Annotated in this window: 13 protein-coding genes; 7 read left to right on the forward strand and 6 right to left on the reverse strand. The window is 70.5% G+C overall.

What is annotated here, in order from left to right; genetic code table 11:
• The 6 genes from OO63_RS29875 to OO63_RS29900 all read right to left on the reverse strand — a co-directional run.
• A partial coding sequence (locus OO63_RS29875) for a TPM domain-containing protein (protein ID WP_063750476.1) occupies window positions 1-2083 on the reverse strand: 2083 nt, incomplete at its 3' end.
• Between the two features lie 97 nt (window positions 2084-2180).
• Window positions 2181-3449, reverse strand: coding sequence for an alpha/beta hydrolase family protein (locus OO63_RS29880; protein WP_051811329.1), 1269 nt, complete (start codon window positions 3447-3449; stop codon window positions 2181-2183).
• Window positions 3450-3567: 118 nt separating this feature from the next.
• Window positions 3568-4404: a succinate dehydrogenase/fumarate reductase iron-sulfur subunit gene (locus OO63_RS29885; RefSeq protein WP_033264612.1), complete on the reverse strand. Its 837-nt coding sequence runs from the start codon at window positions 4402-4404 to the stop codon at window positions 3568-3570.
• Window positions 4401-6344, reverse strand: a complete 1944-nt coding sequence (locus OO63_RS29890) for a fumarate reductase/succinate dehydrogenase flavoprotein subunit (RefSeq protein WP_030359734.1) — start codon at window positions 6342-6344, stop codon at window positions 4401-4403. Before OO63_RS29890 ends, OO63_RS29885 begins: the two co-directional genes overlap by 4 nt.
• Window positions 6345-7178 carry a hypothetical protein gene (locus OO63_RS29895; protein ID WP_030359735.1) on the reverse strand — a complete coding sequence of 278 codons (834 nt, stop codon included), beginning with the start codon at window positions 7176-7178 and terminating at the stop codon, window positions 6345-6347.
• Between the two features lie 45 nt (window positions 7179-7223).
• Window positions 7224-7544, reverse strand: coding sequence for a hypothetical protein (locus tag OO63_RS29900; RefSeq protein WP_030359736.1), 321 nt, complete (start codon window positions 7542-7544; stop codon window positions 7224-7226).
• 570 nt (window positions 7545-8114) lie between these two features.
• Between OO63_RS29900 and OO63_RS29905 the strand changes: the two genes are divergently transcribed.
• From OO63_RS29905 to OO63_RS29935, 7 genes are all read left to right on the forward strand, one after another.
• Window positions 8115-10436 carry an ABC transporter family substrate-binding protein gene (locus OO63_RS29905; protein WP_030359737.1) on the forward strand — a complete coding sequence of 774 codons (2322 nt, stop codon included), beginning with the start codon at window positions 8115-8117 and terminating at the stop codon, window positions 10434-10436.
• A gap of 248 nt (window positions 10437-10684) precedes the next feature.
• Window positions 10685-12592: a translational GTPase TypA gene (gene typA, locus OO63_RS29910; RefSeq protein WP_030359738.1), complete on the forward strand. Its 1908-nt coding sequence runs from the start codon at window positions 10685-10687 to the stop codon at window positions 12590-12592.
• A gap of 487 nt (window positions 12593-13079) precedes the next feature.
• The gene (locus OO63_RS29915; RefSeq protein ID WP_030359739.1) at window positions 13080-14702 is read left to right on the forward strand and encodes a peptide ABC transporter substrate-binding protein; all 1623 of its coding nucleotides are present in this window, start codon (window positions 13080-13082) and stop codon (window positions 14700-14702) included.
• Window positions 14703-14789: 87 nt separating this feature from the next.
• Window positions 14790-15719, forward strand: a complete 930-nt coding sequence (locus OO63_RS29920) for an ABC transporter permease (protein WP_030359740.1) — start codon at window positions 14790-14792, stop codon at window positions 15717-15719.
• Complete coding sequence (locus tag OO63_RS29925; protein WP_030359741.1) at window positions 15712-16668, forward strand: ABC transporter permease; 957 nt, start codon at window positions 15712-15714, stop codon at window positions 16666-16668. Before OO63_RS29920 ends, OO63_RS29925 begins: the two co-directional genes overlap by 8 nt.
• Before the next feature lie 11 nt (window positions 16669-16679).
• Window positions 16680-17738, forward strand: a complete 1059-nt coding sequence (locus OO63_RS29930; protein ID WP_030359742.1) for an ABC transporter ATP-binding protein — start codon at window positions 16680-16682, stop codon at window positions 17736-17738.
• Window positions 17731-18879, forward strand: a complete 1149-nt coding sequence (locus tag OO63_RS29935) for an ABC transporter ATP-binding protein (RefSeq protein WP_030359743.1) — start codon at window positions 17731-17733, stop codon at window positions 18877-18879. Before OO63_RS29930 ends, OO63_RS29935 begins: the two co-directional genes overlap by 8 nt.
• Window positions 18880-18897: the final 18 nt, after the last annotated feature.

Below are 18897 nucleotides of genomic sequence, written 5' to 3' on the forward strand. Positions count from 1 at the left end.
CGCCGAAGCCGCCCCCGCCCGTCCCCCCGGCGCCCCCGCGCCCGAGCCCGCCGAGGATCTGCCCGAGGACGATCCCGCCGAGCACGGCCCCGCCCGTTCCGCCCGCGCCACCGCCCCCGCCGCCGTACGGATTGCCGTAGGCCCGGACGTCCCGCTCGGCGAGCGCCTGGGCCTCGCGGGCCAGGGAGTCGGCGCGCCGGGCATCGGCGAGTGCCGCACCCGCCCCCGCACCGCCCGACACCGCCTCCGCCCCCTCTGCCCCCTCCGCCCGCTCCAGGTGCCGCTGCGCCTCCGCGAGCCGCGTCCGGGACGCGGCTCCCACCGCGCCGCGGTGTGTCGTGACGTAGTCCGTGGCCGCGGCGACGGCGCTGCGGGCGGTGAGGAGGGCCTGGCCCAGGAGGGACCGGGCGCGGGCGTCCGTGTTTTCGCGGTCCTCGCGTTCGCGCGCGCCGGACAGGGCGGCGTCGAGCGCGGCGTCGGCCTCCTCCACCCGGCGCAGGGCGTCGATCGGGTCGTACGGCCCGGCGGCGACGGCCCGCCGCACCGCGCCGGTGACGGCCTCGGCCCGGGCCACGCGCCCGCGCAGGTCGGCGTCGGGCGCGCCGCCGGTGCCGGTGAGCCGTCCGCGGGCCTCGGCGAGGTCGGCCTCCGCCTCGCTCAGGGCACCCGGCAATCGGCCCGCCGCCCGGGCGAGTTCACCGGCGAGCCGCTCGACGGCGGTGAGGAAGGTGTCGGCCTGGTCGACGGCGCCCTCGGCCGCGCGCAGGTGGACGGCGGCCGTGCCGTTGTCGGCGCCGTCGACGGCCGTGCGGGCCTGGTGCAGCTGGCCGGTGGCGAACACGAGCCGGTCCTTGGCCTGTTCGATGTTGCCGACGACCGCTTCGCTCGCGCCGGGGGAGTAGCGGGCGCGCAGCTCCTTCAGGGTGCTCTCGGCTTCCATGGTGCGGGCACTGACCTGCTGGAACGCCGTCTCGGCGTGGTCGAGGGCGGCGGGCGCGGCGCGTTCGAGGGCGCGCAGCTGGTCGAAGGCGGCGGCCTCGGCGTCCAGGCGGCGGCCCGCCTCGGTGCAGCGGGCGACGATCTCGTCGAGCATGCGGCGCCGGGTCGCGTCGTCCTCCGGGTAGGCGTCGTCGAGCTCCTGTCGCAGCCGGAAGGCTGCCGTCAGCTCCGCGCGCGCGGCGGCCACGGCGGCCGTGAAGGGCCGCGCGGCCTCCTCACCGAACTGGGCGGTGGCGAAGCCCAGTTCCTCGGCGCTGGTGCGCACCGCGTCGTCGGTCTCCACGAGCAGGGCCCTGGCCCGGGCGTCGAGGTCGGGCAGCGGCTCGGGCCCGGCGCCGGTGCCACGGCCGGGTGTCGTACGGGAGGTGAGGCGCCGCCGCCGACGCCGGAACGCGACCAGCGCGAAGCCGCCCGCCGCGCAGGCCGCGACCACCGGGAGCACCAGATCGCCCGCCACCCCGTCGTCGGCGCCGCCGCCGGTGCCGCCCCCGCCGGGATCGGCCTCGCCCGGGGTGATCGTCGGTGCCACCACCCGCTGCCCGTCGAGCACCGCCGCGTACCCGTTCGCCGCGCCGACGGCGGCGCCCGCCCAGTCGTGGCGCCGCAGGGCGGGCTCGACGGCGGTGGCGGCGACGTCCCGCAGCTGCTCGTCGGTGAGCCGGGCGGCCGCGTCGAGGGAGTAGGCGTACTGCCGGTCGTGGGTGGCGACGGCGAGCAGCACGTCGTCGGCGCCGAGGCCGTTGCGGTCGGCGGTGGTGTCGGCCCAGTCCTGCGCGGACCGCCCGGAGAAATCGCGTACGTACACGACGAACAGCTGGATCCGCTGCTCCTCGTAGAGCCGGTCGAGCGCGTCGGCGACGGCGGCGCGGCGGTCGCCGAGCGCGTCGGTGCGGTCGGTGATCTGGCCGTCGCGGTCGAGACGGACCGGGTCGTCGGCGGGCGCGGCACGCGCGGAGGGCGCGGCGGGCAGGGCGGACGCGGCGCCCGCCGGGGGCGCCGACAGCGGGAGCCAGCACCAGAGCAGCAGCGCGGCGGCCGCCGCCCGCGCGGATATGTGCGACGGGGCGCGGGAGGACGGCGTCACATCTGGCAGCGTATGACCGCATATGGGGTCACGCGACCGGGGCGGGGCGGCACCCCCGTCGCCGCCCCGCCCCGCACGCCCCGACCCCGCCGCCTGGCTACGGAGCCACGAACCGGACCTCGGGGAAGCGGTCCGAGGGGCCGTCGAGCAGGTGGTCGTCGCGCCCGCCGAGCGTGCGGTCGAAGAACGAGGCCACGTACGCGCGCTGGGCGGCCGTGGCGCGCGCCGGGTCGACGGTGCCGATGTTCTTCTCGACCACGTCGCGCCCCACCCCGGCCTGCGGCAGGACCGCGGCGAGGTCGGTGTAGGTCTGGTGCTTCGCGCCGCGCAGGTTCAGGTCGCGCTTCCAGCCGGTGCCGTGCTTCCAGAAGGAGCCCCAGGACGGCTCGGTGGTGTGGTCGCTGCCGTCCCGGCCCATCAGCAGGAACGGCCGGTGGTCCAGGCCGTGCCGGGCGACGGGCGTGAGGTTGGTGCCCTGGGGTTCCCCGTTGTGCTCCAGCGTGCCGTCCAGGTTGACGCCCGCCTTCACGCGCTTGTCCTCGTACATGGTCTCGGCGGCGGCCATCCCGCCCGCGGAGTGCCCGACCACGCCGACGCGGCTTTGGTCGACCGCCCTGCCCAGGCCGTGCGGCAGCGCGCCGAGCCGGTCGAGCACGAACTTGTCGTCGGCGACGCGGGTGGTCAGGACCTTCTCCATGAGTCGCGGCAGCTTTTCCGGCGGGCTCTTGGCGAGCGCGTCCCGCAGCGGCTTGTCGGTCTTCACGGAGCCGTCGGGGAACTCGACGCCCGGCGACTCGTAGGTGTGGTCGACGGTGACGACGACATAGCCGCGGCTTGCCATCTCCTCGACGAGGGAGGTGCCCCAGGTGCGGGGGTCGTTCGCGCCCGCCGAGTACAGCAGCACGGGCAGCCGCCCGCCGCCGGTCTCGACCCGGGCGCCCTCCCGGGCGTGCGTCCGCATGCCCGCCCAGTCGACGGCGTCCTTCGGGATCCCGTGCGGCGCGGCCGCGTTCCAGCGCGCGGCCGCGCCCTTCGCCATGTACGGCGCGAAGCCGTGCCCGCCGGTGGCACGAGCCGGGTACCAGACGCTCACCATCAGCTCCCGGTACGGCTGCGCGGTGACCCACGGGTCGTTCCGGGAGTGGTCGACCAGGCGGGTCGAGAACGTACCGACGGCGTGCGGTCCTGTGGGCGCGGGCAGCGCGGCCCGCACGCCGTGTCCCGCCGGGGCGTCGCCCGAGCCCTGCGCGGACGCCGGCGAGGCCGCCCCGGCCGCGAGCACGGTGGTCACGGCGAGGCCCAGGGCGAGGGCGCCCTTGCGGGCACGGGCGGAGGTGCGGGACGAACGAAGATCGCGGAAGTTCATGCCTCCATGCTGGCCTGGCACAACGCCCGCCACCATGGAGGCAATCCGGAGAATCCCAGCTGGGGGATTACCCCCACCCAGGACTCTCCGGCCGCTTAGCCCCTCGTCCCGTACGCCGCTAACTCGTCGGCCGCCGCCGGATCTTGTTGCCGAGCCAGACCAGCGGGTCGTACTTGCGGTCGACGGCCCGCTCCTTCAGCGGGATCAGCGCGTTGTCGGTGATGTGGATGCCCTCGGGGCACACCTCCGTGCAGCACTTGGTGATGTTGCAGTAGCCGAGGCCGTGCTCCTCCTGGGCCGTCGCCTTGCGGTCGAGGCCGGTGGCGGCGGCCGCGTCCAGGGGGTGCATGTCGAGTTCGGCGACGCGCATCAGGAAGCGGGGCCCGGCGAAGGCCGTCTTGTTCTCCTCGTGGTCACGCACCACATGGCAGGTGTCCTGGCACAGGAAGCACTCGATGCACTTGCGGAACTCCTGGGAGCGGTCCACGTCCTCCTGCATCATGCGGTACTCGCCGGGGCCGAGGTCCTTCGGCGGTACGAACGAGGGGACCTCCCTGGCCTTGGTGTAGTTGAAGCCCACGTCCGTCACCAGGTCCCGCACCACCGGGAAGGCCCGCAGCGGCGTCACCGTGACGACCTCGTCGCGCGCGAACACCGACATCCGCGTCATGCACATCAGACGCGGCCGCCCGTTGATCTCCGCGGAGCACGAACCGCACTTGCCCGCCTTGCAGTTCCACCGCACGGCGAGGTCGGGGGCCTGGGTGGCCTGGATCCTGTGGATGATGTCGAGGACCACCTCGCCGTCGTTGACCTGGACGGTGAAGTCCTCCAGATCACCGCCTTCGACGTCGCCGCGCCAGACCCGGAAGCGCGCGTCGTACGCCCCCGAGCCCTCGTCGCCGCCCCCGTCCGCGGCCGCGCTGGAACCCGTGCCGGAAGTCGTCGTACTCACTCGTAGAGCTCCTCTTCGGCGAGGTACTTGACCAGCTCCTCCTTGTCGAAGAGGGCGAGCAGGTCGGGGCGGATGGGGTCGGTCGTGACCCGGGTGAGCTCGATCTGGCCGCGCTCCGGGTCGCTCACCGCGAGGACGCCCGTCGGGTCGGCGAGGGCGCACAGCAGGTTCACGCGGCGCCACTCGCGGTTCATGCCGGGGTGGTCCTCGCGGGTGTGCCCGCCGCGGCTCTCCGTGCGCTCCAGGGCCGCGCGCGCCACGCACTCGCTGACCAGCAGCATGTTGCGCAGGTCGAGCGCGAGGTGCCAGCCCGGGTTGAACTGGCGGTGCCCCTCGACCCCGGCCCTGCGGGCGCGCCGCCGCAGCTCCGCCAGCTTCTGCAGGGCCTCGGCCATCTCGCCCTCGCGGCGGATGATGCCGACCAGGTCGTTCATGGTCTGCTGGAGCTCCTGGTGCAGGGTGTACGGGTTCTCGGGCACCGCGCCCGCCTCCGGGCTCTCGGCGCTGAACGGGCGCAGCGCCTCGGCGGCGGCCGCGTCCACCTGCGCGTCGTCCACGACCGGGGCGGTGGCCAGGTCGTCCGCGTACCGCGCCGCGTACAGCCCCGCCCGGCGCCCGAACACCAGCAGGTCGGAGAGGGAGTTGCCGCCGAGCCGGTTCGAGCCGTGCATGCCGCCCGCGACCTCACCGGCCGCGAAGAGCCCCGGCACGCCGCGCGCCGCCGCCGTGTCCGACTCGACCGCGATGCCGCCCATCACGTAGTGGCAGGTCGGCCCGACCTCCATCGCCTCGGCCGTGATGTCGACGTCCGCCAGCTCCTTGAACTGGTGGTACATGGACGGCAGTCGGCGCCGGATGACCTCGGCGGGCATACGCGTCGACACGTCCAGGAACACCCCGCCGTGCGGGGAGCCGCGGCCCGCCTTCACCTCGGAGTTGATGGCGCGGGCCACCTCGTCGCGGGGGAGCAGCTCGGGCGGGCGGCGGTTGTGGTCCGGGTCGTCGTACCAGCGGTCGCCCTCCGCCTCCGACTCCGCGTACTTCTCCTTGAAGACGTCCGGGACGTAGTCGAACATGAAGCGTTTGCCGTCGGAATTGCGCAGCACTCCGCCGTCTCCGCGCACGGACTCGGTGACGAGGATGCCCTTCACCGACGGCGGCCAGACCATTCCGGTCGGATGGAACTGCACGAATTCCATGTTCAGGAGCGGCGCCCCGGCGAGCAGCGCGAGCGCGTGCCCGTCACCGGTGTACTCCCATGAATTCGACGTCACCTTGAAGGACTTGCCGATGCCGCCGGTGGCGAGCACCACGCTCGGCGCCTCGATGACGAAGAAGCGCCCGCTCTCACGCTCGTAGCAGAAGGCGCCCGAAACCCGCTCGCCGTCCTTGAGGCTGTCTTCTTTCAAGATGCGGGTGACCGTGCACTCCTGGAACACCTTCAACCGGGCTTCGTAGTCGCCGAATTCACGCTCGTCCTCCTGTTGCAGGGCGACGATCTTCTGCTGGAGCGTGCGGATGAGTTCGAGGCCGGTGCGGTCTCCGACATGCGCGAGCCGCGGATACTCGTGCCCGCCGAAGTTCCGCTGCGAGATCCGCCCGTCCTTCGTACGGTCGAAGAGCGCGCCCCACGTCTCCAGTTCCCACACCCGGTCGGGCGCCTCGCGGGCGTGCAGCTCCGCCATCCGCCACTGGTTGAGGAACTTGCCGCCGCGCAGCGTGTCGCGGAAGTGCACCTGCCAGTTGTCGCCGGAGTTCACATTGCCCATGGACGCGGCGATGCCGCCCTCGGCCATCACCGTATGGGCCTTGCCGAACAGCGACTTGCAGATCACGGCCGTACGTGCGCCCTGCTCACGGGCCTCGATGGCGGCCCGCAGCCCGGCGCCACCGGCGCCCACGACCACGACGTCCCACTGCTGCCGCTCTACTTGAGACATCTAGAAGAACCTCGGATCGTCGAAAGCGCCGGAAGCGATCAGATACACGTAGAAGTCGGCGAGTGCGACGCTGATCAACGACGCCCAGGCGAGCAGCATGTGGCGGCCGTTGAGCCAGCCGACCCAGCGCCACATCCGATAGCGCACCGGATGCTTGGAGAAGTGTTTGAGCTTGCCGCCGACGATGTGCCGGCAGGAATGGCAGGAGAGCGTGTACGCCCAGATGAGCGTGATGTTCACCAGGAACACGAGGGTGCCGAGCCCCATGTGCCCCCACTCGTAGTCCTCGTTGCGGAAGGCGAGGACGGTGTCGTACGTGAGAATGCCCGCGACCGGCACCGCCGCGTAGAAGAAGTACCGGTGGATGTTCTGCAGGATCAGCGGGAAACGCGTCTCACCCGTGTACTTCGCGTGCGGTTCCGCCACCGCGCAGGCGGGCGGTGACGCCCAGAAACCGCGGTAGTAGGCCTTGCGGTAGTAGTAGCAGGTGAGGCGGAAACCCAGCGGGAAGATGAGGATGAGCAGCGCCGGGGAAAGACCCCACCAGCTGCCGAAGATCTCCCAGTTGGGCCCGTTCCGCATCGGTTCGCAGTTCTCCGCGACGCACGGGGAGTAGAACGGCGAGACGTAGGGCGCCTCGTAGTAGTCGGCGTTCGCGAACGCCCGCCACGTCGAGTAGACGACGAAGGCGAACAGTCCGGCGGCGGTCGCGGCGGGCTGGAGCCACCAGCGGTCCGTCCGCAAATGGGCAGCGGTGATGGCGGCGCGCGTGCCGTGCCGTACGCCGCCGGGACCCGTGCCCTTCTTCAGATGGGGTTCCGTGCCAGTGGCCAACGAGGCTCCACTCCTTCGTCGACGGGCGGATCGTCGCGGGGGTCGCTAGGGCGCGCGGCGGTCGCGGGCGCCCAGGCCCTCGTCGTCCGAGTCCGTCCACAGGGACCGGTCGTACGGCGTGTCGGGGATGGTGACCAGCTCGGGGCGGGTCTTGGGGGGCGCGGGCGGGGCCGGTGGCGCCGCGGCGGAGGTGGCCGCCGCGCGCAGCAGGGCGACGCTCTCGCGCAGGTGGTCGGTGTCCATGCGGACGCGGCGGAAGTCGACGCCCGCGAGTGCCGCGTCGGCGCGCTGCTCGATCTTGCCCACGGTGCGGACCAGGTCGTCCACGCAGCGCTGAATGGCCGTCAGATCATCGTGCAGAGCCATGACTTGCCCTCACTTCACAGGTGCGGTGGCAACGCTCATGCGCCTGAGAGTGTCGCCCCTCACATCCCGTGTTGGGAACCCACGTGCGTGGATTCGACCCCTCCGGGTGAGATCTCGGGCGCGGGCGCCTTGGGCGGGGGTGCTGTGGCCGTGGGCCGGGGTTGCCCCCGATCGCGCTGCGCGCTCGTCCTCAATCGCCGGACGGGCTCAAATTTTCCGCCGGTGGGGCAGAGGGGGGATTCCCGCCGGTGCGTCCGAGGGGAGCCGGTCGAGTTGGGGCGGGTGGGTGGGAGAAAGCCTGCCCGGCGTTTGAGGGCGAGCGCGCAGCGCGACCGGGGGCGCCCCCGGCCCACGGCCGGGTCACATCGGGCCGCGCCGCAGGGGGGAGCCAGCCGCGGCCGGGGGCCGTTCCGCCGCACGGGTGGCTTCCAGGGCGCCCCCCGTCGTGTCGGCGCCCCCGCCAGAACTCCGTCCCGTTCAGTGGATGACATACGTGTGATCAACTCCATATTTCCCCCGTGATACCGCCAAACGTGCACCCCGCACGGGCAACCCCCGGAGGTACCCGTCATGCCCCTCGACCGCTCCAGGCGATCCGCCGTCTTCCTCGCCGCCGGAGTCCTCGCGCTGCCCGCCCTCACCGGGTGCGGCTCGGGCGAGGAGTCGAGCGCCCCGACGGCCGGGCAGGACATCGCCCCCGCGGCCCGGGAGAAGATCGCCGACGGCGGCTCGGTGAAGTGGGCCGTCGACGCCCTCCCCGAGACCTTCAACTCCTTCCAGTCCGACGCCGACGAGGCCACCACGCGCGTCGCAGGCGCCGTCCTGCCGTCGATGTTCCGCCTGGACTCCCGCGGCAGACCCGAGGCGGACGCCGACTTCCTGGAGTCCGCGAAGGTCGTCGAGCGCGAGCCCCAGCAGGTCGTGCTCTACAAGCTGAACCAGCAGGCGGTGTGGAGCGACGGCCGCGAGATCGGCGCCGACGACTTCGCCGCCCAGTGGCGCGCCCTCTCCGGCAAGGACAGCGCGTACTGGACCGCCCGCAACGCCGGCTACGACCGCATCGGCAAGATCGAGCGCGGCGCCAACAACCTGGAGGTGCGCGTCACCTTCGACAAGCCCTACGCGGACTGGCGCTCCCTGTTCTCCCCGCTGTACCCGAAGGACGTCATGGGCACCCCGGACTCCTTCAACGACGGCGCCCGCACCAAGCTCAAGGTCACCGCGGGCCCCTTCGCCCTGAAGGACGTCGACCGCGACGACGGCGAGCTGACCCTGCGCCGCAGCGCCCGCTGGTGGGGCAGCCCCGCCAAGCTCGACAAGCTGGTCCTGCGCGCCGTCCCCCGCGACAAGCGCGCCGCCGCCCTCGCCGAGGGCAAGGTCGACCTCGCCGAGATCGACGCCGACGAGGCGGGCCGCATCGCCCTCGCCGCCCGCGACAAGGGCACCCGGGGCCCGCTCGCCCACGGCCCCGGCGCCGCCCTCACCCCGGCCGGGGCGCTGCGCTCCTGGGCCCGCGCCCACGGCTCCGACGAGGAGGCCGCGGACATCGAGCAGGAGGCCCGCGCGAAGACCCGCAAGGCCGTCGAGCGGTACGCCGAGGAACAGTCGGGCCTGCGCGGCTACGAGGTCCGCAAGTCCCTCGAACCCGCCTACACCCAGCTCGCCCTCAACGGCTCCGAGGGCCCCCTCGCCGACGACCGTGTCCGCCGCGCCGTCGCCCGCGCCCTGAACCGCGACGAACTCGCAAAAACGGTTCTGAAGCCCCTCGGCCTGCCCGCCGAGCCCGTCGGCAGCCACCTCGCCCTCGCCGGTCAGGACGCGTACGCCGACAACAGCGGCGCCCTCGGCGACCAGGACACGGCGGAGGCCTCCGCCCTCCTCGCCGACGCGGGCTGGACGCCGGGCGGCCCGCTCAAGGAGAAGGGCAAGGAGAAGGGGGAGGGCACGAAGAAGGAGGGCGACGGGGGCGACGCCGGGTCGGAGGCCTCGGACACCGACTCCGACTCCGGGTCGGGCTCCGGGTCCGAGTCCGACGACGGCACCTACATCGTCGGCGAGGACGACCAGAAGCCCGGCGACCCCCGCGCCGCCCTCCTCAGCCCCGACCGCGCCGCCGCCTTCCAGCAGTCCGTCCTGATGCGGCAGGCCGACGCCCTCACCGCGCGCCGCGAGGCCGACAAGGAACAGAAGAAGGACCCCGGCGGCCACGCCAAGCAGCACGCGAAGAAGCAGGCCCAGGGCGGCGCCCCGGGCGCGTACGCCCCGAAGGGGACCGCCGCCCCCAAGGGCGCCGCCCGCAAGGGGGCCAAGGGCGCCGCCGCGGGCCCGCTGGCCAAGGACGGCAAGGCGCTCACGCTGCGCTTCGTGCTCCCGTCCGGGGCGGGCTCTGAGTCGCTGCGCGGGGTCGCCGACCGGATCTCGCGGATGCTGCAGCGCATCGGGGTGCGCACGGAGATCGCCAAGGTCGCCGACGACAGCTACTTCAAGGACCACATCGCGTCCGGCCAGTACGACCTGGCGCTGTACTCCTGGCCGGCGTCCGCGTTCCCCGCGACCGACGCCCGCCCGATCTTCGCCAAGCCGGTGCCCGCCGCGGACGGCTCCCTGAACGTCGAGCAGAACTACACCCGCGTCGGCACCGACCACATCGACCAGCTCTTCGACCAGGCCGTGAGCGAGCTGGACGAGTCCGAGAACCGGTCCCTGGTGAAGAAGGCGGACGCCCGCATCTGGGCGGCGGCCGGATCCGTCCCCCTCTACCAGCGCCCCCAGCTGGTGGCGGCCCGCACCAACCTGGCCAACGCGGGCGCCTTCGGCTTCGAGACCCCGAGGTACCAGGACATGGGCTTCCTGAAGCCGGGGGCGAAGGCGGGCAAGCAGCCGAGCCAGTAGTGAAGGGGCGGACGGGCGGGAAATAGCCCGTCCGGCGCTTGAGGACGAGCCAGGCCGGAGGCCGCGATCGACGGCGCCCCCGGCCGGGCGGAACCCCGTGTTCCGGGGCTGCCCAGGAGCCCGACAAGCCGCCCCCGGCGAGGCCACGTAGGATGGGGTAAGGCCGTGGCACGTCTGCCCGGCAGGGCACGCGTACGAAATGGACGTACGCGCCGCCGTCCAAGCCTCCCGGGAGAAGCGCACCTCGCATGCCCACGCGCCACGACATTCGTAACGTCGCCATCGTCGCCCACGTCGACCACGGCAAGACGACCATCGTCGACGCCATGCTCAAGCAGGCGGGCGCCTTCGCCGCGCACGCCGCCGAGTCCCTCGACGACCGCATGATGGACAGCAACGACCTGGAGCGTGAGAAGGGCATCACGATCCTGGCCAAGAACACGGCCGTCAAGTACCACCCGAAGGATGGCGGCGACGTCATCACCATCAACATCATCGACACCCCGGGCCACGCCGACTTCGGCGGCGAGGTCGAGCGCGGTCTGTCGATGGTGGACGCGGTCGTCCTCCTCGTCGACGCCTCCGAGGGCCCGCTGCCGCAGACCCGCTTCGTGCTCCGCAAGGCGCTCCAGCAGCGGCTGCCCGTCATCCTCTGCATCAACAAGACGGACCGTCCGGACTCGCGCATCGACGAGGTCGTGAACGAGACGTACGACCTGTTCCTCGACCTGGACGCCGACGAGGACCAGATCGAGTTCCCGATCGTCTACGCCTGCGGCCGTGACGGCGTGGCCTCGCTGACCAAGCCGGAGGACGGCACCGTCCCGGCCGACAGCACCAACCTGGAGCCGTTCTTCACCACGCTGCTCCAGCACGTCCCGGCCCCCGAGTACGACGAGACCGCGCCGCTCCAGGCCCACGTCACCAACCTGGACGCCGACAACTTCCTCGGCCGTATCGCGCTGCTCCGCGTCGAGCAGGGCGAGCTGCGCAAGGGCCAGACCGTGGCCTGGATCAAGCGCGACGGCACGATCGCCAACGTCCGCATCACCGAGCTGATGATGACCGAGGCGCTCACCCGCAAGCCCGCCGAGGTCGCGGGCCCCGGCGACATCTGCGCCGTGGCCGGTATCCCGGACATCATGATCGGCGAGACCCTCGCCGACCCCGAGAACCCGATCGCGCTCCCGCTGATCACGGTGGACGAGCCCGCGATCTCCATGACCATCGGTACGAACACCTCGCCGCTGGTCGGCCGCGGCGGCACCGGCAAGGGCGCGGACGCCAAGGCGGCCGTCAAGGACCGCAAGGTGACCGCCCGCCAGGTCAAGGACCGTCTGGACCGCGAGCTCATCGGCAACGTCTCGCTGCGCGTCCTGGACACCGCGCGCCCCGACGCCTGGGAGGTGCAGGGCCGCGGCGAGCTGGCGCTCGCGATCCTGGTCGAGCAGATGCGCCGCGAGGGCTTCGAGATGACCATCGGCAAGCCGCAGGTGGTCACCAAGGAGGTCGAGGGCAAGACGTACGAGCCCGTCGAGCGCATGACCATCGACGTGCCCGAGGAGCACATGGGCGCGGTCACGCAGCTCATGGGCGTCCGCAAGGGCCGCATGGACAACATGTCGAACCACGGCTCGGGCTGGGTCCGCCTGGAGTTCGTCGTCCCGTCCCGCGGCCTCATCGGCTTCCGCACGGAGTTCCTGACCCAGACCCGCGGCACGGGCATCGCGCACTCCATCCACGAGGGCCACGAGCCGTGGTTCGGCGAGCTGAAGACCCGTAACAACGGCTCCCTGGTCGCCGACCGCGCCGGCGCCGTCACCGCGTTCGCGATGACGAACCTCCAGGAGCGCGGCGTGCTGTTCACCGACCCCGGCACCGAGGTGTACGAGGGCATGATCGTCGGCGAGAACTCGCGCTCCGACGACATGGACGTGAACATCACCAAGGAGAAGAAGCTCACCAACATGCGCTCCTCCTCGGCCGACTCCTTCGAGGCGATCGTCCCGCCGCGCAAGCTCTCCCTGGAGCAGTCCCTGGAGTTCTGCCGCGACGACGAGTGCGTCGAGGTGACCCCGGAGGCCGTGCGCATCCGCAAGGTCGTCCTGGACCAGAAGGAGCGCGGCCGCACGGCCTCGCGCGCCAAGCACGGCTGAGCCACCCTTCAGGCAGCGTCCTGAGGCCGGTTTCGCGCACTCCCCGGAGTGCGCGAAACCGGCCTCTCGCGTTGCGGCGGGCGCTACGGTTGCGGTGTGACGCGCGTCGACCCCGGGGGCCGTCACGAACTCCCTGACGGCCCTCCTGGCAACCGGTTTTCGCCCGCGATCTGTCCGGTATGCGGACCCACTTGACCGTTAGATGTGTAACACGTCCGTTTCGCAACCATCTATCTGGGATCGGTTTGTCCGGATTTTGGAAGTTGTACGTGCCAGGTGTGATTGAACCGAGACCAAAAGGGTGTGGTCGGGCCGTACCTCATGGCTAATAGTTGACCGCGTATAGCTCGGGTCAATGGGTCACGCGCTGTGGGGAGCGCCGACTCACGAGCACACTGGGGTACTCGATCTTCGCCGTCAGGGGTGGCGGCGCTGCTCTGCGTACCCCCTCTTGTAGTGAACAAGTGGACTCATGAGGAGGAACCCCATGCGTGGTGCCAAGAGCGCCAAGTGGGTCGCCATAGCCGGCGTTGTGGCGCTTACCGCTACTGCCTGTGGTGGAGGCGACGACGACAAGGGCAGCGGCAAGGTCGACCCGAAGGGGATCGTCAGCTACGCCAATGGTGAGCCGCAGAACCTGCTGCAGCCGTCCAACACCATGGAGGCGTACGGCAGCGTCGTCATCGACGCCCTCTTCACGGGGCTTGTCCACTACGACAAGCAGGGCAACATCACCTATGAGAACGCCGAGTCGGTCACGCCCGACAAGGCGAACAAGGTGTGGACCGTCAAGCTCAAGAAGGGCTGGAAGTTCCACGACAACACGCCGGTCACGGCGAAGTCGTACGTGGACGCCTGGAACTGGGCCGCCGACCCGGCCAACGGCCAGCAGAACAGCGCCTGGTACCGCGACATCGTCGGCTACGACGACGTCCACCCGGCCAAGGGCAAGGCCAAGAAGAAGGCCATGTCCGGCCTGAAGGTCGTCGACGAGAACACCTTCACCATCACGCTGAAGAACGGCATCCCGTACTACCAGTACAAGCTGGTCTACAAGCCCTTCTTCCCGCTGCCCGCGGCCGCCCTGAAGGACCCGAAGAAGTACGGCGAGGCCCCGGTCGGCAACGGTCCCTACAAGTTCTCCAAGTGGGACCGCAAGAAGCTGATCTCGGTGCGCACCTGGCCCGGCTACAAGGGCGAGGACAAGCCGAAGAACGGCGGCATCGACTTCAAGGCGTACACCAAGGACACCGCGGCCTACGCGGACCTGAAGTCGGACAACGTCGACACGATGCCGATCGTGCCGAACAGCGAGCTCGCCAACTTCAAGAACGACTTCGGCGACCGCGCCATCGTCTCCGACTACTCGGCGCTCAACACGGTCAACTTCGCCTTCTACACGCCGCAGTGGAAGAAGACCGACATCAAGGTCCTCCAGGGCCTGTCGATGGCGATCGACCGCGACACCATCGCCAAGACGGTGTTCTACGGCACCCGTGAGTCCGCGACCGGCTGGGTCGCCAAGGGCGTCAAGGGCTACCAGGACGACGCCTGTGGCAAGTTCTGCAAGTTCGACCCGAAGGCCGCCAAGGCGTCCATCAAGGCCGGCGGCGGTGTCCCGGGCAACAAGATCCAGATCCAGTACAACGCCGACCAGCCGCACAAGGACTGGGTCGTCGCGGTCTGCAACTCCATCACCAAGGCCACCGGCGTCAAGTGCACCGGCGACGCGGTGACGGACTTCGCGGCCGACACGGAGATCCGTGACCAGAAGAAGGTCAAGTCGATGTACCGCTCCGGCTGGGTGCTCGACTACCCGTTCAACGGCAACTTCCTCGCCGACCTCTACGGCACCGGCGTCGACGGCAACAAGGGCGGCTTCTCGGACCCGAAGTTCGACAAGCTGACCGCTGAGGCCGACAAGGCCAAGACGATCGACGAGTCCGCCGAGCTGTACCAGAAGGCCGAGAAGGAGCTGGTCAACAGCTTCCCGGGCATCCCGCTCTGGTACAACAAGACGCTCTCCGCCTACTCGAACAACGTCAAGAAGATCGAGTTCGACCAGGCCGGCGACCCGGTTCTGTCCGACGTCGAGGTCTTCGAGAAGTAGCAGTCGCCGGAGTTCCGCCCCGGAAGCGACGCCCGGTGATCCCGGGCGTCGCTTCCGGGCGGCTCCGCAATGGACGGAGGCACCACTATGGGGCGCTACGTCGCGAGGCGACTGCTCCAGATGATCCCGGTCTTCATCGGGACAACCCTGCTGATCTTCCTGATGGTGAACGCCCTTCCGGGTGACCCGGTCAAGGCGCTGTGGGGAGACAAGCCGCCGGACCCGGCACAGGTCGCGCAGATCAAGCACGACCGGGGTCTGGACCTGCCCCTCTGGGAGCAGTACCTGCACTACATGAAGGGTCTGTTCCAGGGCGACTTCGGCAACACCATCGCCGGCAACCGGCCCATCCTCGACGAGATCACGCAGGCGTTCCCGGTCTCCATGCGGCTCGCCGCGATGGCCTGGACGTTCGAGCTCGTCGTCGGCATCACCCTCGGTGTGATCGCCGGTGTGCGGCGCGGCCGGATCATCGACACCACCGTGACGTTCTTCACGCTCCTCGTGATCTCCGTCCCGATCTTCGTGTTCGGCCTCGGCTTCCAGCTGATCTTCGGCAACGAACTCGGCTGGGTGAAACCGACCGTGCAGGACTCGGAGAACTTCCAGCAGCTGATGCTGCCGGCGCTCGTGCTCGGCCTCGTCGGCCTCGCCTATGTGGCCCGACTGACCCGTACCTCCATCAAGGAGAACCGGTCGGCGGACTACATCCGCACCGCCGTCGCCAAGGGCCTGCCGAGACGCCGCATCATCTCCCGGCACCTGTTGCGCAACTCCCTGATCCCCGTGGTCACTTACCTCGGTACGGACATCGGAGCCCTGATGGGCGGCGCGGTCATCACCGAGGGCATCTTCAACGTCACGGGCGTGGGCAACCTGCTGTACACGGGGATCGCCCGGCGTGAGGGCGCGATCATCGTGGGCATCGTGACCGTCCTCGTCATCGTCTACCTCCTCGCCAGCCTGCTCGTCGACCTGCTCTACGCGGTCCTGGACCCGAGGATCCGTTATGCCTGACCTGATGAAGACCCCGCCCGCGGACGAGCCGGAGGTGGCGCTCGCGCCGCCGAGCGGCAAGGCGGCCGAAGCCGGAGAGGTGGGCGGTGCCCGCAGCCTCTGGGGCGACGCCTGGCGCGACCTGCGCCGCAGGCCGCTGTTCGTCGTGTCCGGCCTGCTGATCCTCCTCGTGCTCCTCGTGTCGGCCTTCCCCGGCCTGTTCACGAGCACCGACCCGGGCAGCGGCGACCTGACGAAGAACTTCCTCGGTTCGCCGAACCTGACCCACTTCTTCCAGGACGACTGGTTCGGGTACGACCGGCAGGGCCGCAGCATCTACGCCCGCGTGGTCTTCGGCGCCCGCAACTCCGTGATGGTCGGCCTCGGCGTCACGCTGCTCGTCACCTTCTTCGGCGGCCTGGTCGGCATGCTGGCGGGCTACTTCGGTGGCTTCTGGGACAGCCTGCTCTCCCGGATCACCGACGTGTTCTTCGGCATCCCGTTCCTGCTCGGCGCGATGGTCGTCCTGAACGCCTTCACCGACCGCGACGTGTGGGTGATCACCGGTGCGCTCGCGTTCCTCGGCTGGACACAGATCGCGCGCGTCATGCGCGGCGCGGTCATCACGACCAAGCACGCGGACTACGTGATGGCGGCCAAGGCACTCGGCGCGGGAACCAAGCGGATCCTGTTCCGGCACGTGCTGCCGAACGCCGTCGCCCCGGTCATCGTCGTCGCGACCATCGCCCTCGGCACGTACATCGTCGCGGAGTCGACGCTGTCGTACCTGGGCCTCGGCTTCGGCAGCGACGCCGTGTCCTGGGGTGCCGACATCTCCGACGCGACGCAGGACATCCGGAACAACCCGCACACGCTGATCTTCCCCGCCGGAATGCTCAGCATCACCGTGCTGGCGTTCATCATGCTCGGCGACGCGGTACGCGAAGCCCTCGACCCGAAGCTGCGCTGAGGGAGGCGTACGTGACGATCACAGAGAAAACCGCGGACGTCCCCGCCCCCCGCTCGGGTGAGGACAAGAGCGGTCGGCTGCTCGACGTGAAGGACCTGCACGTCGAGTTCCACACCCGCGACGGTGTGGTCAAGGCCGTCAACGGCGTCAACTACAGCGTGGACGCGGGCGAGACGCTCGCCGTGCTCGGCGAGTCCGGCTCGGGCAAGTCCGTGACCGCGCAGGCCATCATGGGCATCCTCGACATGCCGCCCGGAAAGATCCCGCAGGGCGAGATCGTCTTCCGGGGCCAGGACATGCTGAAGATGTCGGGCGAGGAGCGCCGGAAGATCCGCGGCCGCAAGATCGCGATGATCTTCCAGGACGCGCTGTCGTCCCTGAACCCGGTGCTCTCCGTCGGCTACCAGCTCGGCGAGATGTTCCGGGTGCACGAGGGCATGAGCCGCAAGGAAGCCAAGGCCAAGGCCGTCGAGCTGATGGACCGGGTGAAGATCCCCGCCGCCAAGCAGCGGGTGAGCGACTACCCGCACCAGTTCTCCGGCGGCATGCGCCAGCGCATCATGATCGCGATGGCGCTCGCCCTGGAGCCGGACCTGATCATCGCCGACGAGCCGACGACGGCCCTCGACGTGACGGTCCAGGCGCAGGTCATGGACCTGCTCGCCGAGCTCCAGCGCGAGTACAACATGGGCCTGATCCTCATCACCCACGACCTCGGTGTGGTCGCGGACGTGGCGGACAAGATCGCCGTCATGTACGCGGGCCGGATCGTGGAGACGGCGCCGGTGCACGAGCTGTACAAGCGGCCGGCGCACCCGTACACGCGCGGTCTGCTCGACTCGATCCCGCGCCTGGACCAGAAGGGCCAGGAGCTCTACGCGATCAAGGGCCTGCCGCCCAACCTCCTGAAGATCCCCTCGGGTTGCGCGTTCAACCCGCGCTGCCCCAAGGCGACGGACATCTGCCGCACGGATGTACCGCCGCTGGTTCCGGTGACGGAGCGGGACGGCGCGGAGCTCGTGGGCCGCGGCAGCGCCTGCCACTTCTGGAAGGAGACGATCCATGGCTGAGGTCAGCAAGAACGACGAGCCGACGGACGTCACGCCGAACGTCACCGAGGTGGAAGCGGTCGACGCGGAGACGCCCGAGGACGCGGTGGCCGTCATCGAGGCCCCCGCCGAGCGCGGCGAGCCGATCCTCCAGGTGCGCAACCTGGTGAAGCACTTCCCGCTCACGCAGGGCGTCATCGTCAAGCGCCAGGTCGGGGCGGTGAAGGCGGTCGACGGGATCTCCTTCGACCTCTACCAGGGCGAGACGCTCGGCATCGTGGGCGAGTCGGGCTGCGGCAAGTCGACGGTCGCCAAGCTGCTCATGACTCTGGAGCAGGCCACCGCGGGCGAGGTCTTCTACAAGGGCCAGGACATCACCAAGCTGTCCGGCCGGGCGCTGAAGGCGGTCCGCCGCAACATCCAGATGGTGTTCCAGGACCCCTACACGTCCCTGAACCCCCGTATGACGGTGGGCGACATCATCGGGGAGCCCTTCGAGATCCACCCGGAGGTGGCGCCGAAAGGCGACCGCCGCCGCAAGGTCCAGGAGCTCCTCGACGTCGTCGGCCTCAACCCCGAGTACATCAACCGCTACCCGCACCAGTTCTCGGGCGGCCAGCGCCAGCGCATCGGCATCGCGCGCGGCCTGGCGCTCAACCCCGAGATCATCATCTGCGACGAGCCGGTCTCGGCCCTGGACGTGTCCGTCCAGGCCCAGGTCATCAACCTGATGGAGAAGCTCCAGGACGAGTTCAACCTGTCCTACCTCTTCATCGCGCACGACCTGTCGATCGTCCGGCACATCTCGGACCGCGTGGGTGTGATGTACCTCGGCAAGATGGCCGAGATCGGCTCCGACGAGCAGATCTACGACCACCCGACGCACCCGTACACGCAGGCGCTCCTCTCGGCCGTCCCGGTCCCCGACCCGGAGGCCCGCGAGGGCCGCGAGCGCATCATCCTCACCGGCGACGTGCCGTCCCCGGCCAACCCGCCCTCGGGCTGCCGCTTCCGCACCCGCTGCTGGAAGGCCCAGGACCGCTGCGCCGAGGAGATCCCGCTCCTCGCCATCCCGGAGCGTTTCGTGGGCAAGGACACACCCGCCGCCCACGAGTCGGCGTGCCACTTCGCGGAGGAGAAGGACGTGGTGCACGCGGCGTAGCGCCGTGGTGCCGTGCGT

This window comes from Streptomyces alboflavus (assembly GCF_000716675.1).
In the GTDB taxonomy this organism is placed as follows: Bacteria; Actinomycetota; Actinomycetes; order Streptomycetales; family Streptomycetaceae; genus Streptomyces; species Streptomyces alboflavus.